The 25,675-nt window shown below is 64.7% G+C and carries 21 protein-coding genes; 13 read left to right on the forward strand and 8 right to left on the reverse strand.

The window, feature by feature from the left end; all coding sequences use genetic code 11:
- Positions 1 to 53: 53 nt before the first annotated feature.
- Positions 54 to 992, reverse strand: coding sequence for a LysR family transcriptional regulator (locus CMN27_RS04490; protein WP_293624318.1), 939 nt, complete (start codon positions 990 to 992; stop codon positions 54 to 56).
- A 56-nt stretch (positions 993 to 1,048) separates the two neighbouring features.
- The gene (locus CMN27_RS04495; RefSeq protein WP_293624320.1) at positions 1,049 to 1,588 is read right to left on the reverse strand and encodes a pentapeptide repeat-containing protein; all 540 of its coding nucleotides are present in this window, start codon (positions 1,586 to 1,588) and stop codon (positions 1,049 to 1,051) included.
- A 308-nt stretch (positions 1,589 to 1,896) separates the two neighbouring features.
- On the opposite strand from CMN27_RS04495, the gene CMN27_RS04500 reads away from it, so the two are divergent.
- From CMN27_RS04500 to arsH, 6 genes are all read left to right on the forward strand, one after another.
- Positions 1,897 to 3,507, forward strand: a complete 1,611-nt coding sequence (locus tag CMN27_RS04500) for a long-chain fatty acid--CoA ligase (RefSeq protein ID WP_293624322.1) — start codon at positions 1,897 to 1,899, stop codon at positions 3,505 to 3,507.
- 175 nt (positions 3,508 to 3,682) lie between these two features.
- Positions 3,683 to 4,648: a putative zinc-binding metallopeptidase gene (locus CMN27_RS04505; RefSeq protein WP_293624324.1), complete on the forward strand. Its 966-nt coding sequence runs from the start codon at positions 3,683 to 3,685 to the stop codon at positions 4,646 to 4,648.
- Positions 4,649 to 4,777: 129 nt separating this feature from the next.
- Positions 4,778 to 5,158, forward strand: coding sequence for a metalloregulator ArsR/SmtB family transcription factor (locus tag CMN27_RS04510; RefSeq protein ID WP_293624326.1), 381 nt, complete (start codon positions 4,778 to 4,780; stop codon positions 5,156 to 5,158).
- Positions 5,159 to 5,175: 17 nt separating this feature from the next.
- Positions 5,176 to 5,592 carry an arsenate reductase ArsC gene (locus CMN27_RS04515; protein ID WP_293624328.1) on the forward strand — a complete coding sequence of 139 codons (417 nt, stop codon included), beginning with the start codon at positions 5,176 to 5,178 and terminating at the stop codon, positions 5,590 to 5,592.
- Positions 5,593 to 5,661: 69 nt separating this feature from the next.
- The gene (locus CMN27_RS04520) at positions 5,662 to 6,957 is read left to right on the forward strand and encodes an arsenic transporter (RefSeq protein ID WP_293624330.1); all 1,296 of its coding nucleotides are present in this window, start codon (positions 5,662 to 5,664) and stop codon (positions 6,955 to 6,957) included.
- A gap of 25 nt (positions 6,958 to 6,982) precedes the next feature.
- Positions 6,983 to 7,687 carry an arsenical resistance protein ArsH gene (gene arsH / locus CMN27_RS04525; protein WP_293624332.1) on the forward strand — a complete coding sequence of 235 codons (705 nt, stop codon included), beginning with the start codon at positions 6,983 to 6,985 and terminating at the stop codon, positions 7,685 to 7,687.
- Positions 7,688 to 7,706: 19 nt separating this feature from the next.
- On the opposite strand, the gene CMN27_RS04530 is transcribed toward arsH, so the two are convergent.
- The gene (locus CMN27_RS04530) at positions 7,707 to 8,573 is read right to left on the reverse strand and encodes an MBL fold metallo-hydrolase (RefSeq protein WP_293624334.1); all 867 of its coding nucleotides are present in this window, start codon (positions 8,571 to 8,573) and stop codon (positions 7,707 to 7,709) included.
- Positions 8,574 to 8,702: 129 nt separating this feature from the next.
- Between CMN27_RS04530 and CMN27_RS04535 the strand changes: the two genes are divergently transcribed.
- Positions 8,703 to 9,941 (forward strand): FAD/NAD(P)-binding oxidoreductase, encoded by a 1,239-nt coding sequence (locus tag CMN27_RS04535; protein ID WP_293624336.1) that lies wholly within the window; start codon positions 8,703 to 8,705, stop codon positions 9,939 to 9,941.
- Positions 9,942 to 10,006: 65 nt separating this feature from the next.
- Here the strand turns inward: CMN27_RS04535 and CMN27_RS04540 are convergent, their stop codons facing one another.
- Positions 10,007 to 11,755, reverse strand: a complete 1,749-nt coding sequence (locus CMN27_RS04540; RefSeq protein WP_293624338.1) for an acyl-CoA dehydrogenase — start codon at positions 11,753 to 11,755, stop codon at positions 10,007 to 10,009.
- A 603-nt stretch (positions 11,756 to 12,358) separates the two neighbouring features.
- Between CMN27_RS04540 and CMN27_RS04545 the strand changes: the two genes are divergently transcribed.
- The 5 genes from CMN27_RS04545 to CMN27_RS04565 all read left to right on the forward strand — a co-directional run bounded on the left by CMN27_RS04545 (position 12,359) and on the right by CMN27_RS04565 (position 18,666).
- A complete protein-coding gene (locus CMN27_RS04545; protein WP_293624340.1) occupies positions 12,359 to 13,303 on the forward strand; it encodes a lysylphosphatidylglycerol synthase transmembrane domain-containing protein in 945 nt (314 codons plus the stop codon).
- Positions 13,304 to 13,343: 40 nt separating this feature from the next.
- Positions 13,344 to 14,804, forward strand: coding sequence for a UbiA family prenyltransferase (locus CMN27_RS04550; protein ID WP_293624342.1), 1,461 nt, complete (start codon positions 13,344 to 13,346; stop codon positions 14,802 to 14,804).
- 35 nt (positions 14,805 to 14,839) lie between these two features.
- On the forward strand, positions 14,840 to 16,183 hold the full coding sequence (locus CMN27_RS04555) for an FAD-binding oxidoreductase (RefSeq protein WP_293624344.1): 1,344 nt from the start codon (positions 14,840 to 14,842) through the stop codon (positions 16,181 to 16,183).
- 262 nt (positions 16,184 to 16,445) lie between these two features.
- Complete coding sequence (locus tag CMN27_RS04560) at positions 16,446 to 17,183, forward strand: SDR family oxidoreductase (protein ID WP_293624346.1); 738 nt, start codon at positions 16,446 to 16,448, stop codon at positions 17,181 to 17,183.
- A 13-nt stretch (positions 17,184 to 17,196) separates the two neighbouring features.
- Positions 17,197 to 18,666: a hypothetical protein gene (locus CMN27_RS04565; RefSeq protein ID WP_293624348.1), complete on the forward strand. Its 1,470-nt coding sequence runs from the start codon at positions 17,197 to 17,199 to the stop codon at positions 18,664 to 18,666.
- A 7-nt stretch (positions 18,667 to 18,673) separates the two neighbouring features.
- Here CMN27_RS04565 and CMN27_RS04570 read toward each other — a convergent pair whose 3' ends face one another.
- The 3 genes from CMN27_RS04570 to CMN27_RS04580 are packed head-to-tail and all read right to left on the reverse strand — an operon-like array spanning position 18,674 to position 23,367.
- Positions 18,674 to 20,227, reverse strand: a complete 1,554-nt coding sequence (locus CMN27_RS04570) for an FGGY-family carbohydrate kinase (protein WP_293624350.1) — start codon at positions 20,225 to 20,227, stop codon at positions 18,674 to 18,676.
- Positions 20,224 to 21,762, reverse strand: coding sequence for a glycerol-3-phosphate dehydrogenase/oxidase (locus CMN27_RS04575; protein ID WP_293624351.1), 1,539 nt, complete (start codon positions 21,760 to 21,762; stop codon positions 20,224 to 20,226). The genes CMN27_RS04570 and CMN27_RS04575 overlap by 4 nt, the downstream gene beginning before the upstream one ends.
- 3 nt (positions 21,763 to 21,765) lie before the next feature.
- Entirely contained in the window at positions 21,766 to 23,367 is a 1,602-nt protein-coding gene (locus tag CMN27_RS04580; RefSeq protein ID WP_293624352.1) for an FAD-binding oxidoreductase, read from the reverse strand.
- A 117-nt stretch (positions 23,368 to 23,484) separates the two neighbouring features.
- Here CMN27_RS04580 and CMN27_RS04585 point away from each other — a divergent pair, with 117 nt between their 5' ends.
- Entirely contained in the window at positions 23,485 to 24,507 is a 1,023-nt protein-coding gene (locus CMN27_RS04585) for an AraC family transcriptional regulator (protein ID WP_293624354.1), read from the forward strand.
- Positions 24,508 to 24,531: 24 nt separating this feature from the next.
- Here CMN27_RS04585 and CMN27_RS04590 read toward each other — a convergent pair whose 3' ends face one another.
- Positions 24,532 to 25,605 carry a hypothetical protein gene (locus CMN27_RS04590; protein ID WP_293624356.1) on the reverse strand — a complete coding sequence of 358 codons (1,074 nt, stop codon included), beginning with the start codon at positions 25,603 to 25,605 and terminating at the stop codon, positions 24,532 to 24,534.
- Positions 25,606 to 25,675: the final 70 nt, after the last annotated feature.

A 25,675-nucleotide genomic window follows, 5' to 3' on the forward strand; every position in this document is an offset into this window, starting at 1 on the left:
ATTCAGTCCGGTTTTCGAGGGTGCGTTTCACGTTAGCGCGCACGCCGAACGGCTTACATGACGCATTCCGCAGGTTCACGTGTATCGGCCCCGCGTTCACATAGAAGGGCCAGAAATTCGGTGACGATGGCACGCGAAGTGCTGTCGCGATGGATCGCGGCCTTGAGGGTCGAGCGGCGCGAATAACGCGCCGGACCGATGCGGCACAATGCGCCGCTTTCGACCCACGGCTGGGCATAGTGGGTCGGCATGAAGCCGACGTACTGCCCGGACAGGATCAGCGCCAGCAGCGCTTCCAGATTGCTCGCGTGGCTGACTCGGGTACGGATATCGAGGCCGAGCAATGCGCGCTCGGCATCGTCCAGAAAACTGCGTGAGGCAAAGCGCGTGGTCGCCAGTACCTCGGCCAGCGCAGGTGCATCGTCGCCGACCGCACAGGCGGGGTGCCGCGCCGCCGCATAGAGATAATCGGTTTCGCTGTAGAGCGACGTGTATTCGAGCAGGTCATGCGGTGACTCGAATACGCCCAGCGCCAGATCGATGCGCTTGTCGAGAAGCTGCTTCTCCATGGCCTGGGGCGTGAGTACGTTCAGGCTGTAGTCGATATCGCGACCCGCCTGCGGCTGCATGAAATCGCGTAGCGCAGCCACTAGCGGGCATTGGTTATCGGCGACTATGTTGTCGATGATCGCCAGGCGCAGCGTGCCACCGCCAATGCCGCGCACGCTGTCGACGGTCTGTTCGAAGCCGCGGAGCGACATGAACAGTTCCCGCGCCCGCGCATGTACCGCCCGGCCCTCGGGCGTAAGCGCAAAACCTTGCCGCCCTCGTTCACACAGGCGCAGCTGCAGACGTTCTTCGAGCTGGGTGAGCGCTCGACTGATCGTCGATGCATCCTTGTTGAGCACGCCCTGCGCGTTGGCAATGCCGTTGGCCTGAACGATGGCGAAGAAAACGCGCAACCGTTCCAGATCGCCGCTGTTGAGATTCATCGATTGCGTGGTTCGACATGGGGTTTGCCGCTACATGCCAAGGCCGTGCCAGTTGTTCAGCCGGTCGACGAAACAACACTCTCTGGCACGTTCAAGCCGCGCGTACCGCTGCGTTCGGCGCCGGCGAAATCCGTGCCCTGTATCAGCGCGCCGGTGAAATCGGCCTCGGCCATCGTCGCGTCGGCGAACGTTGCGTCGCTCAGATCGGCCTGAGTGAAATCCGCCGCCGCTAGCCGCGCGCCACTCAGCTGCGTCTGCCTGAGCGTTGCTCCCGACACATTGGCGTTGGAAAGATCCGCACCGGCCAACCAGGCATGGTCGAGGTTGGTACCGATCAGGCTGGCGCCTTCGAGGCACGTATTTTCCAGCCGAGCCTCGCTTAGATTCGCACCCGCCAGGTTGGCGCCCGACAGATCCATGCCGGACAGATCGAGGTAGCGCAAATCATGACCGGAAAAATCGGCCGGCTGTTCCGGCGTGGCGGCATCCAGCTCGGCCTGCACCTCATCGACGTTCAGATCGCCGGCCATTACGCCGCCGGCATGGCCGATCGCGAGCGCGGCGGAAACCAATACGGACAACAGACGTTTATTCATTGCCAGACCCCTTCTTCATTCCGAATCGAGCGTTAAGCATTGCGCAGACAATCGACTTGCTCCGAGCCTACGCTTGAGAACGTATGGCAGCTGAACGGGTCGCCGTGTTCCGCCGCCGGCCGATCAAAACCCCGTTTCACGCGGGCTCGCACGCCGCCCTGCCACCGCGGGCATTTCCAGACTGGCGGTTCGGAATATCGGTATAGGCCAACGAATATGGACGCTGCCGCCACGCCAATGCGATGCTCAACAACGCTAAAACAGAACAACGCCTTACACCGGCGCCAACTCAAGCTAGAGGAGATCCCATGCAATCCACGATGATGGACCGACCGCTGCTGCTCGACGATATTCTCGAGCGCGCGGGTACCCAGTTCGGCGATGTGGAAATCGTCACCCACATGCCGGACAAGAGCCTGCACCGCTATACCTATGCCGACATGGTCAAGCGCGCCAAGCAGCTGGCGCAGGCGCTGATCGAGTCCGGCATCAAGAACGGCGATCGCGTGGCGACCTTTTCGTGGAACACTTACGCGCATCTGGAAGCCTATTTCGGTATCCCGATCACCGGCGCGGTACTGCATACGCTCAATCTGCGCCTGCCGCCGGACGACGTGGCCTGGATCGTCAACCACGCCGAAGACCGCATCCTGATCATCGACGACGTGCTGCTACCACTCTACGAGAAGTTCGCCGACCAGGTGAATTTCGAAAAGATCATCGTCGTACCGCTGGCCGGCAAGCCGGTACCGGACGGCATGATCGGCTACGACGACTTCCTGGCCTCGCCCCAGGGCGAATTCGAGTATCCTGAAAAGAGCGAATACGACGCCTGCGGCATGTGCTACACCTCGGGCACCACCGGCAAGCCCAAGGGCGTGGTCTATTCGCATCGCTCGAGCGTGTTGCATGCCATGGCCTCGGCCACGCCGGACACGCTGAACCTGTCGTACAACGACGTGATTCTGCCCGTGGTGCCGATGTTCCACGTCAACGCCTGGGGCCTGCCCTATGTGTCGACGCTGACCGGCGCCAAGCAGGTCTTTCCCGGCCCGCATATGGACGCAGAAAGCCTGCTCAAGGTATACGAGTCCGAACAGGTGAACGTGACCGCCGGCGTGCCGACCATCTGGATGGGCATCATCAACGCCCTCGACGCCGAGCCGAATCGCTGGAAGCTGCACCCGGAAATGCGCATGACGGTGGGCGGCTCAGCGGTACCGGAAGCCATGATCCGGCGCTTCGACAAATACGGGCTGACCGTGGTCCAGGCCTGGGGCATGACCGAAACCTCGCCGCTGGCCTCGGCCGCGCGCTTGAAGCCCAACGTGCAGAAGCGCTCCGAAGACGAGCAGTACGCGATTCGTGCGACCGCGGGTACGGCCGTGCCCTTCGTGGATACCCGCATCGTGGGCGATGAAGGCCAGCCCCTGCCCTGGAACGGCAAGGAAATGGGCGAAATCCAGGTGCGCGGGCCCTGGATCACGGGCAGCTACTACCGCCTGGAGAACAGCGAAGACAAGTTCACGCCCGATGGCTGGCTGCGTACCGGCGATATCGCCACGATCGACGCCGACGGCTATATCAACATCACCGATCGCACCAAGGATGTGATCAAGTCCGGCGGTGAGTGGATTTCCTCTGTGCAGCTGGAAAACGCCATCATGGGCCACGAAGACGTTGCCGAGGCGGCTGTGGTGGCCCAGCCCGACGAGAAATGGGGCGAACGCCCGCTGGCGGCGGTCGTGCTGCGCGAAGGCCGCGAGCTGTCGTCCGAGGATCTGGCCAACTTCCTGCGCGAGCGTATGGAAAAATGGATGGTGCCGGAAAACTATGTTTTCGTGGACGAGATTCCGCGCACCTCGACAGGCAAGTTCAGCAAGCTGGACCTGCGCCGGCAGCTGCTTCAAAACAGCTGATCGACCGCACCTGCGGTGCCAAGCCCGGCCTGTGTTCAGGCCGGGCTTTTTTTTCGTTTGCGGCGCCGCGAGAACGCGCACGGGCGCTGGCTGGATCGACGGCGGTTGACCCGCGACCGGGAACAGCCGAACGTGTCCCCAGACTTTTCATTCTGGCTCTCGGAGCTCTTGCTGCATGCGCGTATTCGCCAACCCGGTCGGTTCCGGTTCGCTCTGGTTCGATAATCTCACCACCGCCGAAGGCACGCCGGTGGCCTACGATCCACAGGCACGCGCCTTCGTGCCGATGCCGCCCTTCTGTATCAACCGTGAGGTCATCGGCTGCAACTGGATTGCCCCGGAACAGGGGGCCTTCTGTCGTTCCTGTGCCATGACCGCGCTCGCACCGGACCCGGCCATCGACGGCGCCATGGCCAACTGGGCGCAAACGGAAGCCGCCAAACGCTGGGCGCTGGACAACCTGGGCCGCTGGCACTGGTTCCGCCCGGAAGATCCGGGCACGCGGCCGGTCTTCCATATGCTCGCCGAAGATTGGGCCCCGGTGCCCATGGGCCATGTCGACGGCGTGGTCACGATCAGCGTGACCGAGGCCGACCCGGTGGTAAGCGCTACCCGCAGCCAGGCGCTACAGGAACGTTATCGCACCATGATCGGCCATATGCGCCATGAGATCGCGCATATGCTGTGGTGGCGTCTGAGCCTGCGCGACGATTTTCTCGACGCATTTCGTGCCATGTTCGGCGACGAGCGGGCCGATTACCCCGCCGCGCTGCAGCGCCATTACGAGAACGGCCCGCCGCCGGACTGGTCGCTGCGTTTTCTGACCACCTATGCCTCGGCGCATCCGCATGAGGACTGGGCCGAAACCGTGGCTCATCTGCTACATCTGACCGATATCACCGACAGCTTCGTGGCTGCCGGCCTGTCATCGCCGGATCTGCCGGACCGCGGCTGGGACCCTTACGCAGAACCCGACTCAGATCGCCTGATTCATGTCGCGGCCTCGCTGGCCACCGGCGTGAACCACGTCAACCGCTCCATGGGGCTGTCGGATCTCTACCCGTTCGCCCTGTCTGATGCGGCACGGCAAAAGCTGGCCTTCGTCCATGGCTGGCTGCGTCGGGGTGCCCAGGGGCTCTGAATCGTCGACGGGCGCGGACCATGACGCCCAACCCAAGGCAGCTATAGGCCCGCGATAGCCGTCATGCCGACTTGCGTTATTCGATAATCCGTATATTCTATTTTTCGTATATACGAATTATCGAATGTGATGACTGTTCAACCCGAGCACTTGGCCGCCGAACCGGCCGCCCACGAGGTATTTCAGGCGCTCGCCGACGACACACGGCTGCGCTGCCTGCTATTGATCGCCGCCCACGGCGAGCTGTGCGTATGTGAGCTGGTGCATGCGCTTGACCTGTCCCAGCCCAAGATCTCACGCCACCTGAAACTGCTGCGCGATGCCGGCGTGGTCGACGACCGGCGCGAGCGTATCTGGGTGTATTACCGCATCCGAGAACAGCTGCCTGCCTGGGTCGGCGACATCATCAATACCGCCTGGCGGGCCAACGCCGAGCGCGAACCCTTCATCAGCGATACACAACGCCTAGCCACCATGGCCGATCGGCCCGGCGCCCGTTGCGCCGGCTAAGCGGGGATTCGATACGGATGAACATTCTCTACGTGTGTACCGGCAACAGCTGTCGCTCGCAGATGGCCGAAGGCTGGACCCGTCATCTGGGCGGCGGCCGGGTGGCCGTACGCTCGGCCGGCCTTGAGGCGCACGGGCTGAACCCGAACGCCGTGGCGACCATGCAGGACGCCGGCGTCGATATCTCTGCCCAGGCATCGTCGATTCTGGCGGATGTGGATATCGACTGGGCAGATACGGTGGTCACCGTCTGTGGACATGCCGACGAACACTGCCCGCTGCTGCCGGCCGGCACCCGCAAACTCCACTGGGGCCTGGACGACCCGGCCCGTGCCCAGGGCAGCCGCGAAGAGATCGCCCGTGTCTTTGCCACGACACGCGACGCGATTCGAAAGCGCGTCGAGGCCCTGCTCGCCGACCTGCCCTTGGCCTAACCCGAACCGCGCTTAATCGCTGCCCATGCCGACCGGCATGACGGCCCTGCTTTGCTCTACGAACACGCCATGACGATTCTCGCCCTCCTGATCTTCGTTGCCACCCTGACGCTGGTGATCTGGCAGCCGCGCGGTCTGGGTATCGGCTGGAGCGCCACCGCCGGCGCGCTGGTCGCACTGGCCACCGGCGTGGTCGATATCGCCGATATTGCCACCGTGTGGGGCATCGTCTGGAACGCCACGTTTACCTTCGTGGCCATCATCCTGATCAGCCTCGTGCTCGACGAAGCCGGCTTTTTCGAATGGGCCGCCCTGCATGTAGCCCGGCGCGGCGGCGGGCACGGGCCGCGGCTGCTGGTGCTGGTGATGTTGCTGGGTGCGCTGGTTTCGGCGGTGTTCGCCAACGACGGGGCCGCGCTCATCCTCACGCCCATCGTGTTCGAAATGCTGCTGGCGCTGGGGTTTTCTGCCGGCGCGACCCTGGCGTTCGTCATGGCCGCGGGCTTCATTGCCGATACCGCCAGCCTGCCGCTGGTCACGTCCAATCTGGTCAATATCGTCTCGGCGGATTTCTTCGGCCTGGGCTTCGGCAGCTATGCCGCCGTCATGGCGCCGGTCTATGTCGTATCGGTGATGGTTTCGATTGCGATCGTGTACGCCTACTTTCGGCGCGAAATCCCGGCACGCTTCGATGCCGGGCAGCTGCGCGAACCCCGCGAGGCCATCAAGGACGCAGCCGTTTTCAAAGCCGGCTGGTGGGTGCTCGCCCTGCTGCTGGTCGGTCTTTTCGTGGCCGAGGTCGCCGGCATACCGGTCTGCGTGGTCGCCGGCATCGGGGCGGCCGTGCTGCTGGCCATCGCCCAGCGCGGGTCGGTGGTCAACAACATGAAGGTCGTTCGCGGCGCACCCTGGGATATCGTCGTGTTCTCGCTGGGCATGTATCTGGTGGTCTACGGACTGCAGAACGTGGGCCTGACTGCCTATCTGGCGGGTTTGCTGAACACGCTCGGCGCGCAATCGCTGTGGGTGGCCACCGTGGGCACCGGCTTTCTTGCCGCCTTCCTGTCGTCGATCATGAACAACATGCCCACCGTGCTGGTGGTCGCGCTGTCGGTCGATGCCAGCCATGTATCGGGGCTGGCCCAAGAGGCGATGATCTATGCCAACGTCGTCGGCAGCGATCTGGGCCCCAAGATCACCCCCATCGGCAGCCTGGCCACCCTGCTCTGGCTGCACGTGCTCTCCCGCAAGGGGCTGACCATCGGCTGGGGCCAGTATTTCCGCATCGGCATCGTGCTTACGGTGCCGGTATTGCTTGTCACCCTCACCGCGCTGGCCGGCTGGCTGGCGCTTATCGGCGCGTGATTTTCCCCGCTTCGAGAGCCTTGCCATGAACGACGATGCCCTGCGCGATCTGCCCAATGTCGCACGCGAACATCTCACTCTGCGCTCGCCCGTGGCGGGCCCTGCGCCGCGCATCCTGCTGCTGTACGGGTCGTTGCGCGAACGCTCTTACAGCCGTTTTCTGACCGAGGAGGCCGCCCGGCTGCTCCAGGCGTTCGGCGCCGAGACACGGATCTTCGATCCGCACGGCCTGCCCCTGCCCGACGAGGCCGATGCCGATCATCCGAAGGTGGCCGAGCTGCGCGAGCTATCGTTCTGGTCCGAAGGCCAGGTGTGGTGCAGCCCAGAGCGCCACGGCAACATCACCGGCGTATTCAAAAGCCAGATCGACTGGCTGCCGCTGTCTGTCGGCGGCCAGCGCCCGACCCAGGGCCGTACGCTGGCGGTGATGCAGGTCTGCGGCGGCTCGCAGTCGTTCAACGTGGTCAACAACCTGCGCATACTCGGACGCTGGATGCGCATGGTCACCATCCCCAACCAGTCGTCGGTGCCCAAGGCCTTCAACGAATTCGACGAGGCCGGGCGCATGAAGCCATCGCCCTTCTACGACCGCGTTGTCGACGTCATGGAAGAACTGGTCAAGTTCACCCTGCTGCTGCGCGATCAGAACGACTACCTCACCGATCGCTATTCGGAACGGGTGGAAAGCCCCGAGGCGCTATCGAAGCGGGTCAACCAGCCTTCGATCTGAACGCGCGTTTCGATACAGATCAGAACGCGTTGAGCGGGATCTTGAGATAGGCGGTGCCGTTGGCCTCCGGCGTCGGCAATCGCCCGCCGCGGATATTGATCTGCAGTGCCGCGAGCATGAGCGCCGGCAACGGGAGTTCGGCGTCGCGACGCTTGCGCAGCTCGACATAGGCACGCTCGTTCATGTTCTGCAGGTGCGGGTTGTTCGCACGCTGCTCGGCCACGGTGGACTGCCAGCGCGGCTCGCGCCCGCCGGGCATGTAGTCGTGCCCGGTGAACAATCGCGTGTCGTCGGGCAGCGCGAGTATCTGTTGAATCGATCGGTAGAGCGTGGCCGCATCGCCGCCGGGAAAATCGGCACGCGCCGTACCGAAGTCGGGCATGAACAGCGTGTCGTGCACAAACGCCGCGTCGCCCACGACATAAGTGATCGAGGCGAGCGTATGGCCGGGCGAGAACATCACCCCTGCCTGCATGCGACCGATCTCGAAGCGATCGCCGTCGTCGAAAAGACGATCCCACTGGCGGCCGTCGGCATGGAAATCGTCGCCGAAGTTGTAGATGTCTTTCCAGAGTTTCTGTACTTCGACCACCTGTCGGCCGATAGCACGGGGCGCATCGAAGCGTTGCTGGAGATAGATCGCGGCCGATAGATGGTCCGCATGTGGATGGGTATCCAGAATCCAGTCCACGGTGAGACCGCGCCGGCTGATGAAGGCGATGATCGCGTCCGCCGAGTCGGTTCGTGTGTGGGCCGCGTTTTCGTCGTAATCGAGCACCGGATCGATGATCGCGCATCGATCGGTGGCCGGGTCGATACAGACGTATTGCACGCTGAACGTCTTGCGATCGAAGAAACCGACCACCTCGGGTTGATCTATATCCATTGACAGGCTCGCCCCGCTGATAACATTCCGGCGCTTCAACGCCGTTTTTAATAACTTTTAAACGTTAGCTAATAACCGAACTACAGGGATTGTAGCCCTGCATCACCCGCTCAGCAGAAGATAGCCACGATGACCGAACCCTCGAATGCCCCTATCGCCCATCACCGCGTTCTCGTTGCCGGCGGGGGCACCGCCGGTCTGTCGGTGGCCTCGGCGCTGCTGCGCCGACACCCCGATCTCGACGTGAGCGTGATCGAGCCCAGTACCGAACACTACTACCAGCCTGGCTGGACGCTGGTCGGTGGCGGCGACATGCCGCAACGACACACACGCCGTGCCCAGGCCGACGTGATGCCCGAGGGCGCACGCTGGGTACAGGACACGATCGCAAGCTTCGAACCCGAAGCGAACCGCGTCACCCTGGCCAGCGGCGCCCAGCACGGATACGACGTGCTGGTGGTCGCGCTCGGGCTGCAGTTGAACTGGGATGCCATCGAGGGGCTTGTCGAAACCCTGGGGCGCAACGGCGTGACCTCGAATTACCATTACGACCACGCGCCCTACACCCACGAGCTCGCCAGCACGCTCGCCGGCGGGCGGGCGCTGTTCACCCAGCCGGCCATGCCGATCAAGTGCGCCGGCGCACCGCAGAAGGCGCTTTATCTGACCGCCGATACGCTACGCCGGCGCGGGGTGAACGCCGCCATCGAGTTCTACAACCAGGGCGCGAGCATGTTCGGCGTTCCGGTCTATGCCCGGGAACTGGACAAGGTGATCGCCGGCTACGGAGCGACACCTTATTTCGGCCACGACCTGATTCGCGTGGACGGCGAGCGCCAGCAAGCGACTTTCAAAACCGCCGAGGGCGAGGTCACACGCGATTTCGACATGCTCCACGTGGTGCCGCCGCAGTCCGCGCCGGATGTGATTCGCAGCAGCGCGCTCGCTGGTGCCGCTGGCTGGGTCAGCGTGGATCGCCACCGGCTGCTTCATACCGCCTACGACAACGTCTTCGCTCTGGGCGACTGTACCGATACGCCCAACGCCAAGACCATGGCCGCCGTGCGCCGTCAGGTGCCCACCGTGGTCGACGGCGTGTTGAACGCGCTCGAACTCGGCGGCGACGCGCCGCTCTACGACGGTTACGGCGCCTGCCCGCTCACCGTCGAACACGGGCGCGTGCTGCTCGCGGAATTTCGCTACGACCAGGAAGTGGTATCGAGCTTCCCGCTGGACCCACGCCAGCCGCGGCGCCTTCACTGGCTGTTCAAGCGCCATGTTTTCCCGATGATGTACTGGCAGATGATGCTGCGCGGCCACGACTGGCGCCGTCCGCATCCGCGGCCGATGCCCGAACTCAGCCAGTAGCGCCTGAATCGATACAGGGCGTCGCGCGCCGGCCGCTGCCTCGTGCCGGCACGCGCCCTCCCGGCTTAGAGATGGCGCTGGGCGTCGACGCTGTCGATCACGTCCGGCCCGCCCTCGACCATCGCGGCATAGCCGCGCGCCTTGGGCAGGATCTGGCGTACATAGAAACGGGCACAGGCCTGACGGGCTTCGTAGAAGTCGGGCTCATCGGTGCCCCCGTCTAGCGCCTTCTTCGTCACGTCCGCGATACGCGCGGCATACCAGCCGCCGAAGACGGTGCCGCAGAGCATGAGGTAGTTGAAGGCGTTGGCCATGGCCGCATCGCGGCCCGCTTTGAGCAGCGTATCGGTAGCGGTTTCGAGCAGGTCCAGCGCATCGGAGAGTGCCGGGTGTTCGTTGGCGCCCTCGGCGCGGCCGTCGGCGGTGGCCCGAATATCGGCGATGAGCGCACGCATGCCGCGGCCTTCGTCGCGAATGAGCTTGCGCCCGACCAGATCGATGGCCTGGATGCCATTGGTGCCTTCATAAATGGGCGCGATACGCGCATCGCGAAGGTACTGGGCGGCGCCCGTTTCTTCCACGAAACCCATGCCGCCATGCACCTGGATACCGGTATTGGCGATATCCACGCCCAGCTCGGTGCCCCAGGCCTTGACCACGGGAATCATCACATCGGCGCGGGCCTGGGCGGCGGCGCGTTCCTCGTCGTTGTCGCTGCGTTCGGCGATATCCAGGGCGCTGGCCGAATCCAGGCACATCGCACGCAGCACGTCGGTCTGGGAGCGCATGGACAGCAGCATGCGCTTGACGTCGCCGTGTTCGGCGATCGCCCGACCGCCCTGCTGGCGATCGCGGGCGTATTCGAGCGCGCGCTGGTAGGCACGATCGGCGATGCCCAGGCCCTGGACGCCCATGGCATGCCGGGCCGCGTTCATCATCGTGAACATATGGGCCAGGCCCTTGTTCTCTTCGCCCACGAGATAGCCGAGCGCACCCTTGCCGTCCTCGCCGAAGCTCATGGTGCAGGTCGGGCAGGCATGGATGCCGAGCTTGTGTTCGACCGAGGCACAGCGCATGTCGTTGCGCTCGCCGGGGTTGCCGTTCTCGTCGAGGATGTATTTCGGCACCAGAAACAGCGAGATGCCTTTCACGCCGGCCGGTGCGTCGGGCAGGCGGGCGAGCACGAAATGGATGATGTTGTCGGCCATGTCGTGTTCGCCCCAGGTGATATAGATCTTCTGGCCGAACAGACGATAGGCGTCGCCGTCGGGCTCGGCCTTGCTGCGCACCTGGGCGAGATCGGAACCGGCCTGGGGCTCGGTCAGATCCATGCAGCCGGTCCACTCGCCGGTGACGAGCTTGTCGAGATAGGTCTGCTTGAGTTCGTCGTTGCCGTGGTTTTCCAGGGCTTCGACCGCGCTCGCGGTGAGCAGCGGGCACAGGGCGAACGACATATTGGCGGCGTTCCACATTTCCATTGCGGCCGCGCCCAGCACCCGCGGCATGCCCATACCGCCGTGATCGGCCGAGCCGGCCAGCCCGTTCCAGCCGCCTTCGACATACTGGCTGTAAGCCGCACCAAACCCCTCGGCCGCGGCGATGCCGTCCTCGCTCCAGTGCACGCCTTCCCGGTCGCCCGGCCAGTTGAGCGGCGAGAGCACGTCTGCAGCGAAGCGAGCGGCCTCATCGAGCACGGCCGAGACGGTTTCCGGCTCGTAGTCCTCGTAACCGGGCAGATTGCGGATGCGCTGGTCGTCCAGTACCTCGTTGAGGACGAAGAGCATATCGCGGGTGGGTGCACGGTATTCGGCCATAGTGAGTCTCGCGGTTGAAACGAAAAGGCACGGCGCGCAGGCCGTCGACCAGGAACGGCATTCTAGGGAAGCTCTGCACAACCTGTCACGGTCGCGCCGGGTGCTTTGCGCGCGATTGGCAAGGAAGTGAGAGCGTAGCGTGCGCAAACCAATAACAAGTGGCACGGTAGCGAACACTGACGCCGATCAATCGCGCGAAAAGCCCCGGCCCCGAAGGGGTTCGGCCTCACAGACGCTGCTGCTGCGTTGCCAGGCTTGACCTGCCAATAAGGCAGGCCCTGCGCCTGGACGCCTTGCCGCACCGTCTGTGAGGACTCGAACGCGAACCGCGAGAGGTTATGCAGAGCTTCCCTGGGGAAAGCGCCGTTACGGGCAGCCTGGGCGGCGGGTCTGGACCCGCCGCCGGGCATGTGACTTGATGCGCGCCGGTTGGTTTGCGCTAAGCTACACGTATTCGAACGTCTGGTTCGAGGCACGATCGGGGATCAAGACAAAGCGCGCGTCGAGCGCGTGTTCGGCTGTGCGGCTATCCATATCGCTCAGCGTGTCGCTACCAGTATCCTTGCCCGCCGGTTATCGGCGGCTTCGCCATGAGGCCGTGCCTTGCCCCGTAAACGAACCATCGCGCTGTCGCTTGCCCTTGCGCTGCTGCTCTATTTCACCCTGATCGCCGGTATCGATGCCGAGCGCACCTTTGCGGCCATGCATAAGCTGGCGGCGCACTGGTGGCTGACCATCCTCGCGCTGTCGCTGTTCAACTATGCCCTGCGCTTTGCGCGCTGGCACGGCTATCTGTACTGGCTGGGCGATCGCGTGGGGGGCTGGCGCGATGCCTTCATCTATATCGCGGGCTTCGCGCTCACCACCACCCCCGGCAAGGCCGGCGAAGGCATGCGCTCGGTCTATCTCGTGCGCCATGGCGTGTCCTACGCACACAGCCTGGCCGCCTTCTTTGCCGAGCGCTTCATCGATCTGCTGTCGATCGCACTGCTGTCCACCCTGGTTCTGATCGCCTTTTCCAACTACATCTGGTGGGTCGTCGTGCCCCTGGCCGGTCTGGCGGCGCTGTTGGTGGCGATTCGACAGCGCCGGCTGCTCGTCACCATGCAACGGCGGACCGCCGACCCGCAGGGCAAGCTGCAGAACCTGCTGCACGGCGCGGTGTCGGCCTGGGATCAGGCCTTTGCTCTGCTCGGGCATAAACCACTGTATGTCGGGCTTTTGATCGGCCTGGTGGCCTGGGCCGCAGAAGGCGTTTCGCTGTACGTGATCGCCCACGGGCTGGATATCGAGCTGGCGTTCTTTACCGCCATCGGCATCTATGCCGTGAGCATGCTCGTGGGCGCGCTGTCGTTCATCCCGGGCGGCCTGGGCAGTACCGAGGCGGTGATGGTGCTGCTGCTCAAACTCTCCGGCGTCGATGCGACCACCGCACTGGCGATTACGCTGATCGCGCGGGTGGCCACGCTCTGGTTTGCGGTCCTGCTCGGGCTGATCAGCCTGGCCGCGATCGAACTCGACCGCCGTCGTGCGGTCTTGCCTAGCTAGCCGACGTACAAAACGCTCCATTTTCTACAGGTTCTTTCGAATGAGTTCGCAGGCTTTTTCCGAATCAGCGGCCGAAACACAGATTGCCGATATCCCGCTGGTGGTCGATATCGACGGTACGCTGGTGCATTCCGACTTGCTGGTGGAATCGGCGTTCGTGCTGGCCAAAAGCTCGCCGCAGAGCTTGGTCAGGCTGCCCGGATGGCTGCGCGCCGGCCGTGCCACCCTCAAGGCAGAAATCGCCGATCGCGCCGATCTCGGCATCGAGCATCTGCCCTACAACGAGGCCCTGATCGCCTATCTGAAAGAAGAGAAAGCCAAAGGCCGGCAACTGATCCTGGCGACCGCGGCGAACGAGAAATACGCCCATCAGGTGGCCGACCATCTGCAGCTGTTCGACGTGGTGCTCGCCAGCGATGCCCGCACCAATCTGTCCGGCAAGGACAAGCTGGCGGCCATTCAGGCCGAAGTCGGCGACAAGCCGTTCGACTATGCCGGCGATCACGAAGTCGATAACGCGATCTGGGCCCACGCGCGCCAGGCGGTGCTGGTCAACGCCAGCGACAAGCTCGAGCGCAGCGCGAATGCCGCCTACGACGTCGGCGCGAGCTTTCCACCGGAAAAGACCAGCTGGCGGACGTGGACCAAGGCTCTGCGCGTGCATCAGTGGGCCAAGAACGTGCTGATCTTCGTACCGCTACTGGCGGCACATCAGTATGCAGACGCGACCATGGTCGGCATGGCGGTGCTGGCTTTCATTGCCTACAGCCTGCTCGCCTCGAGCGTGTATATCCTCAACGATCTGGTCGATCTCGGCGACGATCGCCAGCACCCGCGCAAGCGCGAGCGTCCGTTCGCCTCGGGGCGTATCCCCATCGCCCAGGGCGTGATGGCGATACCGATTCTGCTGGGCGCGGCCATCGTGCTCGCGGCGTTCCTGCCGCCGTTCTTCTGGCTGGTGCTCGGCTGCTACTACCTGGTCACCCTGGCCTATTCGCTGGGCCTGAAACAGTTGGCGCTGATCGACGTGCTCACGCTCGCCGCCCTGTATACGCTGCGCATCATCGCCGGCGGCGCGGCCACCGGCATTCCGCTGTCGTTCTGGCTGCTGGCGCTGTCGATGTCGATCTTTCTGAGCCTGGCCATGGCCAAGCGCTGCACCGAACTGCTGGTGATGGAAAAACACAGCGGCGATGCACCACTCGGGCGCGGTTATATCGCTGACGATTTGCCCCCGCTTCGCAGCCTGGGCACGGCCGCGGGCTATACCGCGGTGGTGATTCTGGCGCTGTATATCAACAGCCCCGATATCACCAATCACTACGAACATCCGGCCCGTATCTGGCTGCTGTGCCCGGTGGTGCTGTACTGGATCAGCCGGATCTGGCTCAAGACGCTGCGCGGGCAGATGCACGACGACCCGATCGTGTTCGCCGCCAAGGACAACGGCAGCCGTGTATGCGTGCTGCTCGGGGCGTTGATCATGTTCTCGGCGATCTGATCGATGGTTGCCGCAGCAATCGATAGGCTAGGGCCATGAGCGCATCGAGCCATCCATCCTGGGGCCGCTATCCGGCCAGCCGCCCGGCACAGGTCCAGCGGCCGGGCGCGCGCCCGTCCGCCCTGCCGGCCACGGATACGCCGGTGCTGGCCTATGGCAACGGCCGCAGCTACGGCGACAGCTGTCTGAACAACGACGGCACGCTGCTGGATATGGGCAGCCTCGACCGCTTCATCGCCTTCGACCCGGCCACGGGCGTCATCGAATGCGAGGCGGGCGTGCTGCTGGCCGATATTCTCGAACTCGTGGTCCCGCAGGGCTGGTTTCTACCGGTCACACCGGGCACGCAGTTCGTATCGGTAGGGGGCGCGATTGCCAACGATGTCCACGGCAAGAATCACCACATGGCCGGTACATTCGGCTGTCATGTACGCGAACTGGAGCTGCTGCGCTCGGACGGCAGCACGCTCGTATGCACGCCGGACTACAATGCCGAGTGGTTCGCGGCCACCGTGGGCGGCCTGGGTCTGACCGGCCTGCTCACCCGTGCCACGATCGCGCTCAAGCGTATCGAAGGCCCGCACATGGACGTGGACACGCTGCGCTTTTCGAATCTGGATGAGTTCTTCCAGCTGTCCGCAGCCTCGGATCGCGACTACGAATACACCGTGGCCTGGGTGGATTGCAGCGCGCGCGGCGCCAATCTCGGCCGTGGCTGGTTCATGCGTGCCAACCACAAGCCGGCGCTCGGCCAGCAGCCGGACCCGCGCAAGCGCGGCGGGCCGACTTTTCCTTTCGTCACCCCGGTGTCGATGATCAATCCGCTGACCCTGCGCCCGCTCAACACGCTCTATTTCCGGCGCAAATTCAAGCCGCGCAGCCGCGACACCCAGCACTACCAGCCGTATTTCTACCCGCTGGATGGCATCAAGCACTGGAACCGTGCCTACGGGCCGAACGGCTTCCTGCAGTATCAGTGCGTGGTGCCACACGCCGACGCGCGCGATGCCGTCGCCGAGCTGCTGGAACGTATCGCCGCAGCCGGGGCAGGCTCGTTTCTGTCGGTGCTCAAGGTGTTCGGCGATGTGCAGTCGCCGGGGCTGATGTCGTTTCCGCGCCCCGGCGTGACCCTGGCCCTGGATTTCCCCAACCGCGGACGCGAGACGTTCGAACTGCTGGAGGCGCTCGACGATGTCGTACGCGCGGCCGGCGGGGCGGTATATCCGGCCAAGGATGCGCGCATGAGCGCGGCCGCGTTCAGCGAGTATTTCCCCAACCTGGAACGCTTCAAGACCTTTGTGGACCCCGCATTTTCCTCGAATTTCTGGCGACGCGTGACGGATCCGCATAATGATGGAAAATCAAAAGTCCGCAAATAAACGCCAATGAGCGCAAATACACACCTTTTATTTACTCATCGACGCCATTCGGCGGCGTCTTCGGATCATATTTTTTATGTAGAAAGCCCGGTTGATGGCTTGATTGCGCCTGCGGCTAAAAGCCTGCGACTGCAAGCATTTTCTCTTGCTTTATTTGCGCGTATTCGCGTTTATTTGCGGACAAAATGCTTTCTTGTACTCAGTCAGCTGAGTGCCTCACCCAATGCACGAACGTCTTCGTCTTAAAAGTCGAGCGAGTGATATGCGAAAAATTCTGATCGTCGGCGCGACCTCGACCATCGCCGAACAGACCGCCCGTTGTTTCGTCGCCAGCGGCGATGCGCTGTTTCTGACCGGGCGCAACGAAGCCCGGCTGAAAGCCATCGCCGACGACCTGAAAGTGCGCGGCGCATCCAACGTCGCCACACAGGTCATGGATGCCGACGATCTGTCTGCCCACGCGCCGATGATCGATGCGGCCGAGGCCGCCCTCGGCGGCCTGGATACGGTGCTGGTGGCCTATGGCACCCTGCCCGACCAGCAGGCCTGCGCGGCCGATCCCGCCGCGGCCGTGGCCGCCTGGCATACCAATGCGGTGAGCGTTGTCGCCCTGCTCACCGATATCGCCAACCGCTTCGAACGCCAGGGCCACGGCACGATCGCCGCGATCTCGTCGGTGGCCGGCGATCGCGGCCGTGCCAGCAACTATGTCTACGGCAGCGCCAAGGCCGGCCTGAACGCCTTCATGGACGGCCTGCGCCATCGCCTGTTCAAGGCCGGCGTACAGGTGGTGACCATTCGCCCCGGCATGGTCGATACACCCATGACCGCCGATTTCGACAAGGGCCCGCTGTTCGCCAGCCCCGAGAAGGTCGGCGGTGATATTCACAAGGCCATCGAGAAAGGCACGGCCGTGTGCTACACGCCCGGCTTCTGGCGTTTGATCATGACCATCATCACCGCGCTGCCGCGGGCGATCTTTCATCGTACCGGTTTGTAGGAATCCTTCGCGCATGAAAAAGGACGCGTTCTATTACCCGTCGACCAAGCCGGCGCTCTGGCTGGTCGGCCTGTATGCGCTGTCGCGGCTTTGTTTCTATGCGGCCGGCGTGCGCTTCGACCTGGAGCCGATCGCGACTTCCTGGCAGATTCTCGACCCGGTACTGCTGCGCGAGAATCTGGCCGAAAGCCTGTTCTACATGCCGGGCCAGCCGCCGCTGTACAACCTCGTCATCGGCCTGGTGCTCAAGCTCGGCGACGATCCGCTCACCCTGACCATCGCGTTTCGTGCGCTCTACAGTGCCCTGGCCATCGCCAGCGTGCTTCTGCTCTATTCGCTGGTACGCAAGCTCACCGACAACGCAAAGCTGGCCTTCGGCGTGGCGGCGTTATTCATGCTCACCCCGGCGCTCGTACTCTACGAAGCCATCCCCTACTACACGCTGATGATTCTGGCGCTGCTGGGCACGATCGCCTGGCTGTTTCATCTATGCATGGAGCGCTTCACGTTCGTGCGCGCGCTGGCGATGTTCCTTGCCATGGCCGCACTGATCTACACCCGCTCGATGTTCCAGTGGCAGTGGTTCGTGGTGCTCGCCCTGTTCTGCGGGCTGGTACTGCCGGGCCGTCGCAAGGCGGTCTTCGCGGCGGCGGTCGTGCCGCTTGCGCTGGTGTTTGCGCTGTACGGCAAGAACGTGATGGTGACCGGCCATTTCGCCACCTCGGACTGGATGGGCATGAGCCTGTCCAAGCTCACCACGCTGGCCATCGACAAACCCGAACGCCAGCGTCTGGTCGAGGCCGGCGAACTCTCGGACATGGCGCTGATGGACTTCCCCTTCAACACGCCGGAGGCCTATGCCGACATCTTCGACGATGTGGAACCCACCGGCATCACCGTGCTCGATCAGAAGCGCAAGTCCACCGGCCACGTGAACTACAACCACCTCGCCTATGCGGACGTGTCCGAACAGGCGCTGGACGACGCGATCGCCTCGGTACGCATCCACCCCGAGGTGTATCTGCAGTCCATGGGCACGGCCTGGCTGATGTTCATGCGCCCCTCCAGCGACTACCCGTTCCTGAAAGACAACCGCGCCGCGATCGAGCCCTACAGCCGTGCGTTTTCGCTGCTGCTGGCCGGCCAGCCCGAATACCCGGCCGAGCCGGAGTTCGATCTCGAAACCGGCCAGATCGGCATTCTGATCGCTATCGGCTATACGCTGGCCGTGGTCTACGGGCTGTTCATTCTGCTGCGCTGCCTGCTGCGGCGCCGGGTCAGTGCCGTGGATGCCACGCTGATCTTTTTGTGGCTAAACATCATGTACGTCAGCGTGATCGGCAACGCCTTCGAAGTGGACGAGAACCAGCGTTTTCGTTTTTCGGTGAACCCGTTCATTGCCGCAACGCTCGCGGTGATGGCCGCGCGAGCGCTCGACTGGTTGCACAGCCGCGGGCGCCCGAAGAAACCCGAACCGCTGTAGAGCAAGCCTAGCCCAGCGCCTCGCGGATACGAATGAAGGCCGGCTTCAAGCGTTTATAGAGGCCGGTGAAGACCTGGCGATACAGGCGTTCGTAGACGGCGACCGCTTCGGGCTCGGGTTCGAAACGTGCACCGTCATGCACCATCGCCCGTACCGCGCTGGCATGATCGGCATACCAGCCCAGGCCCACCGCGGCGTTGATCGCGGCCCCCAGGCCGCTGGTTTCATGCGTATGCGCACGCTCGGCCGGCAAGGCGAACACGTTGGCCAATATCTGCATGGCCTGGTCCGACTGGGAACCGCCGCCGGAGACCCGCAGCCGCGTGATCGGCGTACGGCTGCGCTTTTCGATACGTTCGCGGCCCTCGCGCAGGGCATACGCCAGGCCTTCGAGGATCGCCCGATAGACATGGGCACGGCTGTGGGTATCGGTAAAGCCGATGATCGCACCGCGTGCCTCGGGCCCCGGTATGCGTACACCCGGCGACCAGGTCGGCAGCACGATGAGTCCGTCGCTGCCCGGCGCGATGGGCGCGATACGCTCGTCGAGCAGCGCCTCGGCCACGCGCTGTTCTCGGGCGGCGACATCGACGGTATCGGCCGCGAATTCCTGCTTGAACCACGACACCAGCCAGAAACCGCGATAGATCTGGATTTCGTCGGTGAAATGGCCCGGTATCGCCGCCGGATAGGCCGGTACGAAACGCGTGACCTCGCGATAGACGTCGCGACAGGTATTGATCGTGGCCGTCGTGCCCAGCGATACACAGGCCGTTTCCGGCGTGATCGCGCCGCAGCCGAGCACTTCGCAGGCCTTGTCGGCGCCGGCGCTGAACACGGGCAGATCCACTAGCAGGCCCAGCGCTTCGGCGGCCGTAGCACTGAGACCGCCGAGCGCTTGGCCCGGCTCGACCAGCGCCGGCAGCTGTTCTCGTTCTACGGCCACGGCCCGCCATTTCCAGTCGCGCGCGCCCGCCCAGCGCCGCCGCTTGTAGTCAAAGGGCAGATAGCCGACCTGGGCACTCACGCTATCGCGCCATTCGCCGATCAGCCGGTGTAGCAGATAGCCCGACAACAGCACCGCGCGGCGCGTGCGCCGATGGGCTTCTGGCGCGTGGGCGGCACGCCAGTTCGCCGGCGCGGCGCGCTGAAAGGCGTCGATGGTGGCGGTCAGCCCCAGGCCGGCGAGTAGTGTGCGCCACTGCCAGGGCAGCCTGGGAACACGCGCTGCCTGACGTTGGTCGAGCCAGGAAATGGCCGGGCCGATCGGTTCGTCGGCGGCGTCCAGGAAAACGCTGGTAGCACGCTGTGCGGTCAGCGCGAGTCCGGCGACCCGCCCGGCAAGCGCCGCGTCATCTGCAAGCAGCTGTCGGCAGGCGGAAACCATGGCCTGCCAGAACACGGTCGCATCCTGTTCGGCATGGCCCGGCTCCGGTGCGTGATAAGGCGGCTCGATAGGGATCTGGGCCCGCGCATGCAGCCTGCCGTGGCCGTCGAACACCAGCGCCCGCACGCTCTGGGTGCCAATATCGATAGCCAGCAGCCGATCGCGCTCGCTCATTGCGGCGCGTGCACCCGCTGCCAGTGGGCACGATAGCGTTCGACTTCCTCGCGCCAGCGCGCTGAATCCCAGCCGAGCGCGTCCCGCACCAGCGGTTCCAGCACGGCCAGTTCGGCCAGCCCGCCCTGTTCGAGCAGCAGCCCGGCGCGGGTACGACGCAGCATCAGATCGTCGAGATGGGCGACGGCTTCGTGGGTCAGCGCATACCGCAGCTCACGAAAACGATAGTCGGTGGTGCCCAGGGCGCGCTCGTCGTCGGGCCGTGCCGGCATGTCGACGAACGCCGGGCCATGGCGTACCCCGCCACGCGTCTGCGCAGCAGCGCCCACGGCGTGGATGATCGGCGCCTTGTCGTTGCGAACAAAACGCCGGCCGAGGGCCTGGCCGATCTGTTCGAGCACGTCGTTGGCGGTCACGCGAAAGGTGGTGAGCTTGCCGCCGGTGACGGTGATCAGCCCCCGTTCGCGCTCGATCGACGATTCGCGCGACTCCTGGGAGGCGGAGGCGCCCGGGGCACCGCGCACGATCGGTCGCACGCCGGCAAAGCTGGACAAGGCATCGGCGGCCTGCAGCCCACAGGCAGGAAAATAATGGTTCGCCGCAGCGATCAGATAGTCCGACTCGGCCCTGCTCATGCGCGGCACCTCGTCCATGGACTGTTCGTGATCGAGATCGGTGGTGCCGAACACGGTCGCCCCCTGCCAGGGGATGGCGAACAGCGGCCGACGGTCGTCGGGGTGAAACAGCGTGATCGCCCGTGCCACCGGCAGCGCGTGAAACGGAAACACAAAATGCGACCCGCGCAGCGGGCGCAGCTGGGCGGCGCCCTCGACCTGAGCGCGCAGACGATCGCTCCACGGCCCGGTGGCATTCACCACCACCGAGGCCCGAATATCGAAGCTGCGACCGGTTTCGCGATCGCTCACCCGGGCGCCGCTGACCGTATCGCCCTCGAAAAGCAGTTGCTCGGCGCGGACATAGTTGGCTGCCATCACGCCGTGGCTGCATGCTTCGATGAGCACCCGCAGGGTCAGGCGCACATCGTCGGTGAGCGCATCGCGATAGACGAAGCCGCCCTTGAGCCCCTCGCGGTTGAGATAGGGCATATGGCCGCCGAACTCGGCCGGCTTCATGTAGTGCGAATAGCGCTTGCGCGCCATGAAGTCGTAGGCGCCCAGCGCGGCCTGCAGCGCCCAGCGCCCCGGCTTGTCGTGAGCATAGACCGGCAGCATGAAATCCAGCGGCGTGACCAGCCCCGGCAGGTCGTGCATCAGGCGCTGGCGTTCCTGCACCGATTCGCGGGTAAGCCGCCAGTCGCCGCTGGCCAGATAGCGCAGGCCGCCGTGTACGAGCTTCGACGACCAGCTCGACGTGCCGGAGGCAAAATCGTTCTGTTCGATCAGGGCGACGCGCAGGCCGGCGCGGGCAGCCTGCAGCGCCACGCCGGCCCCGGTGATGCCGCCGCCGATAACGAGCACGTCGAATGCCTGCTCGGCAGCCGCCTCGAACCGCGGTCGCCAGTCTTGAGTCCACATACGCTAGGCCTGTTTCGCGATCAGTTTGTGCGGGTTCATCATGCCCTGTGGATCGAGTTCGGCAAGGGCGGCACGAATCAGGCCGATACCGGCCTCGCCCTTTTCGGCGGCCAGATACGGCGCATGATCCGTGCCCACCCCGTGCTGATGGCTGATGGTGCCGCCACATGCCACGATCGCCGTGCTCACGGTCTGCTTGAGCGAACGCCAGCGCGCCATATCGGTGGCGTAGTCCGCGCCCCGCCGCCAGACCACGGTCATGTAAATGCTGCAGCCGCCGCCATAGACATGGGACAGATGCGCGAACGCCAGCGCCCGTTCGTCGAATGCCTGCAGAGCCGTATGCGCGGCCTGCTGCATGGCGCTCATCGTGGCCGTGGCCTGCGACCAGGGCACCGCCGTTTCCATGGTGTCGACCGCAAAGCCGGCGTCCCAGAGAGCGTTACGCAGATAGGCGCCGGCAAAACGATTCTTCGCCCAGATGCGGCCCATCCCCCGGCCCACATGCACGCCGCCGCCACGCCGCGCGAGCGCCAGCACATCGGCCCGCAGCCGATGCGCCTGGCGCCGGTCGCCGGTCACGCCGATTATCATCAGCGCCGGGCGATTGCCGATGCCGCGAACGCCGAGATAGCGGCGCAGCCAGCCAATCGCCGCCTCGTGGCCGGCGATACGTAACTGGGTATCGGTTTCCTCTTCGTTGGAGACACGCAGCATGGAAACCGGCAGCCCGGCCTGAGTGATGGCGCGGGCCGCCGCGAGCGCGGCCGGCCAGTCGGCAAAGAACAGGGCATGAAACGCTTCGCGTTCGGCCATGGGCGTGATCTGCACCGCGGCTTCGGTGACGATACCCAGCCGGCCTTCGCTGCCGAGTACGAGCTGGCGCAGATCCGGGCCCGCCGAGGAGGCCACCTGCCCGCCGACATCCAGATCCGTCTTTGGACAGACCAGCCGCGCGCCGTTCAGCAGATTCTCGATGCGGCCGTAGCGGCGCGACTGCTGGCCGGCCGAGCGGGTGACCACCCAGCCGCCCAGTGTCGAGTAGTCGAACGACTGCGGGTAGTGGCCGAGCACAAAGCCGTGGGCACGCAGCTGGGATTCGAGCACCGGCCCGGCCGCCCCGGCACCGATACGTGCCGTTCGGTTGCATACGTCGATGTCCAGCAGCCGTGCATGACGGCTCATGTCCACACTCACCACCGGGCGGCCGTCATCGATCACCTTCAGGTGGCCGACCACGCTCGTACCGCCGCCATAGGGGATGACCACCGCCCCCGCCTCGCGGGCCGCATCGACCACCGAACGCGTCTGTTCATGCGTGGCCGGACGGGCCACCGCATCCGGAAACGGGCCGACATGACCGTGACGCAGCGCGGCCCAGTCGGCAAAGCTCTGCCCATGGGCATGGCGCAGCCGCGCTTCGGCCGAGCAGTCGAAGCCCGGAATGCCCGCCAGACGCGACTCGGGCACCTGGGCACAGGCGTTGGCCAGGCTCTCGTCCGGCATGACCTGGCCCCGCCCCAGCCGCGATTCGAGAAAGGCACGGGCCGTGGCCGGCAAATCCTTGTCGACGGTGTCGTCGCCCCATCCGTTCCATCGCCGCATGCTGGTCGTTACCTTGGTCGATTTCGTATTTCGAAAGTAGCGAAATTTGGCGTCAAAAAAATTGACTTGATACGCAAGCCGGCGACAATACGCGGGGCGCCCATATCAGGACATCGCATGCAAGCCACGGTCGCCGCATCGCTGATTCGCGCCCTGCTTGATCATCTGCAGAACCAGGGGCTCGACCGCGGCGAGCTGCTGGAACACATCGGGCTCGACCCGGCCGCGCTCGTATCGCCACAGCGCTCCATCGAAGCCGTCTATTACGAGCAGCTGCTTGCCGAGGGCATTGCAGGCCTGCACAACCCCCTGCTCGGCCTCGAATTCGGCATGGCCGCCGAGCCCGGCCGCTGGGGCCGCCTGGGTTTTCTGCTGACCCACTGCACCACCCTCGGCGAGGCGCTGTCCTACCAGGCCCGGTTTGCCCATTTGGTCAACGCGATCGGCGAAGGGCGGCTGCTCGCGCGGGCAAACGACGTGGTGATCGAATGGCACAGCAGGCGCCGGGTCATGCCGGCCGTGGTCGAAGAAGCGTTTGCGGCCTGGCTTGGCTTCGCCCGCTGGGCCAGAGGCGAGAACGACTCGCCCCAGCGCGTCGAGTTCAGCCATCGTGCCCAGGGCGACCCGGCCATTTATCGCGACTTCTTCAACTGCGACGTGCAATTCGGCCGAGACGCCTGTCGCATATGCTTCGACCCGGCCCTGCTGGATTTGCCGCTGCGACGTGGCGATACCGAACTGGCCGCCCATATCAGCGCCGAGTTCGAACAGAACGTGCGCCGGGCCGCCTCACTCGACACCCTGCACGCGCTCGACGCCTGGCTGCAGGCGCGTATGGGCATGTCCGCGCCGACATTGGCCGAAGCCGCGGCCGCCCTGGATCTGGGCGAACGCACGCTTCAACACCGGCTGCAGCTGCAAAGCACCACGTTCCGGCAACGCCTCGACGACGCCCGGCATACGCTTGCCCGGCATCATCTTGCCGATGCCGGACTGTGCATTGGCGATATCAGTCATCGGCTCGGGTTTTCCGAACAAAGCGCCTTTCAACGGGCCTTTAAACGCTGGACGGGCATCACGCCCCTCGCCTGGCGACGCCGCTACTGCCGGCGCGGTGCTCGGACCTACCCCGGCCGCTGAGCCCGCCGCCGCCGCGCGCCCGAGTCACCCAAACCATAACGGCAGTAGATGCACCGTGCCCAGCGGCCCCGCGAGTATCATCAACGCGGCCAATGTGACCAGCAGATACCGTGGACAGCGGCTACGCTTCACGTGCAACGCGCCGTCGAGCAGATAAGTGGTCGTGACAACGAGCGCCAGGATCGCGATCAGTCCCGTCCACCGCGCATAGTCGATACCGAAGACAAACAGCGACAGCACTGCCAGCGGCGACAGCAGGAACGCGTCCGGCCACCGGCCCGCGATATACGCCACACCGATAAGCGTGGCCATCGCAAGAAGCACCAGCCCGGCCATGGCGAGTAGTTCGAACGGCCCGAACAGCCCCTGCCCCACCCTTGCGATCACGTATTCGGGGTTGTCGACCCCGCTGCGTAGCCAGACGTTGAGCGCATTGTGGTTCGGATCGGCCAGGCGCGAGCCCAGGCTCTCGACAAGGCGCGCGCGGCCCGGTTCGTAGCGCCCGGCCACGGCGATCGTACCCAGCATCGCCAGTGCCGCCGCCATCGGTATCGCCAGCTGTCGCAAGCCCGTGGCCGACGAAACGGATCGATACCGGACCCAGCCATAGGCCAGCACCGGTATCAGCCCGTAGAAGAGATAGGCCTCGTGAACGAGCAGGCCGCACACGCTGACCGGCGCCAGCCAGAGCATCCGGCCTCGATAGACCAGCCACAGGCTCAAGGCGAGCAGCAGCAGGTTGAGCTGATCCAGGCGGGCGAAGTCGTAGCCGAGGTTCATGAATGTCCACGGCGCGGCGATCCATGCCAACGCCAGCAGCCGGAACGAATCCCGGCTCATGCGTTCCCGCAACATGTGGAGAACGCCGGCCACGAGGGCGGCCAGTGCTGCGATCACCGCCCAGCCGAAAACCAGAATTGCAGCGCTGCGCGCGGCATCAGGTACGGCCTGAAAAAGCGTGCCCACGAGGGCACGCCGGACAAAGCCGTGGTCGAGATAGTTGATCTCGAAATGCAGGGCATTGAAGCTGCTGAAGCCAATCGGCGACGGCGACAGCAGAAACTGCACGCCAAAACCGACGCCAGCCAGGGCGAGCATGGCGGCGAACATCACCACCCAGGACAGGTGCGACGAGGCCGCGGCCGGCCCGGGCTTTGGCCGCGCGTAC

Source organism: Salinisphaera sp., assembly GCF_002729955.1.
Classification (GTDB): Bacteria; Pseudomonadota; Gammaproteobacteria; order Nevskiales; family Salinisphaeraceae; genus Salinisphaera.

Coding starts and splice junctions, on each gene's coding strand:
- CMN27_RS04495 (WP_293624320.1), bottom strand. CDS start 1,588: ATGAATAAACGTCTGTTGTCCGTATTGGTTTCCGCCGCGCTCGCGATC.
- CMN27_RS04575 (WP_293624351.1), bottom strand. CDS start 21,762: ATGTGGACTCAAGACTGGCGACCGCGGTTCGAGGCGGCTGCCGAGCAG.
- CMN27_RS04560 (WP_293624346.1), top strand. CDS start 16,446: ATGCGAAAAATTCTGATCGTCGGCGCGACCTCGACCATCGCCGAACAG.
- CMN27_RS04535 (WP_293624336.1), top strand. CDS start 8,703: ATGACCGAACCCTCGAATGCCCCTATCGCCCATCACCGCGTTCTCGTT.
- CMN27_RS04540 (WP_293624338.1), bottom strand. CDS start 11,755: ATGGCCGAATACCGTGCACCCACCCGCGATATGCTCTTCGTCCTCAAC.
- CMN27_RS04565 (WP_293624348.1), top strand. CDS start 17,197: ATGAAAAAGGACGCGTTCTATTACCCGTCGACCAAGCCGGCGCTCTGG.
- CMN27_RS04550 (WP_293624342.1), top strand. CDS start 13,344: ATGAGTTCGCAGGCTTTTTCCGAATCAGCGGCCGAAACACAGATTGCC.
- CMN27_RS04585 (WP_293624354.1), top strand. CDS start 23,485: ATGCAAGCCACGGTCGCCGCATCGCTGATTCGCGCCCTGCTTGATCAT.
- CMN27_RS04580 (WP_293624352.1), bottom strand. CDS start 23,367: ATGCGGCGATGGAACGGATGGGGCGACGACACCGTCGACAAGGATTTG.
- CMN27_RS04555 (WP_293624344.1), top strand. CDS start 14,840: ATGAGCGCATCGAGCCATCCATCCTGGGGCCGCTATCCGGCCAGCCGC.
- CMN27_RS04530 (WP_293624334.1), bottom strand. CDS start 8,573: ATGGATATAGATCAACCCGAGGTGGTCGGTTTCTTCGATCGCAAGACG.
- CMN27_RS04505 (WP_293624324.1), top strand. CDS start 3,683: ATGCGCGTATTCGCCAACCCGGTCGGTTCCGGTTCGCTCTGGTTCGAT.
- CMN27_RS04570 (WP_293624350.1), bottom strand. CDS start 20,227: ATGAGCGAGCGCGATCGGCTGCTGGCTATCGATATTGGCACCCAGAGC.
- CMN27_RS04500 (WP_293624322.1), top strand. CDS start 1,897: ATGCAATCCACGATGATGGACCGACCGCTGCTGCTCGACGATATTCTC.
- arsH (WP_293624332.1), top strand. CDS start 6,983: ATGAACGACGATGCCCTGCGCGATCTGCCCAATGTCGCACGCGAACAT.
- CMN27_RS04490 (WP_293624318.1), bottom strand. CDS start 992: ATGAATCTCAACAGCGGCGATCTGGAACGGTTGCGCGTTTTCTTCGCC.
- CMN27_RS04590 (WP_293624356.1), bottom strand. CDS start 25,605: ATGCTCGCCCTGGCTGGCGTCGGTTTTGGCGTGCAGTTTCTGCTGTCG.
- CMN27_RS04510 (WP_293624326.1), top strand. CDS start 4,778: ATGACTGTTCAACCCGAGCACTTGGCCGCCGAACCGGCCGCCCACGAG.
- CMN27_RS04515 (WP_293624328.1), top strand. CDS start 5,176: ATGAACATTCTCTACGTGTGTACCGGCAACAGCTGTCGCTCGCAGATG.
- CMN27_RS04520 (WP_293624330.1), top strand. CDS start 5,662: ATGACGATTCTCGCCCTCCTGATCTTCGTTGCCACCCTGACGCTGGTG.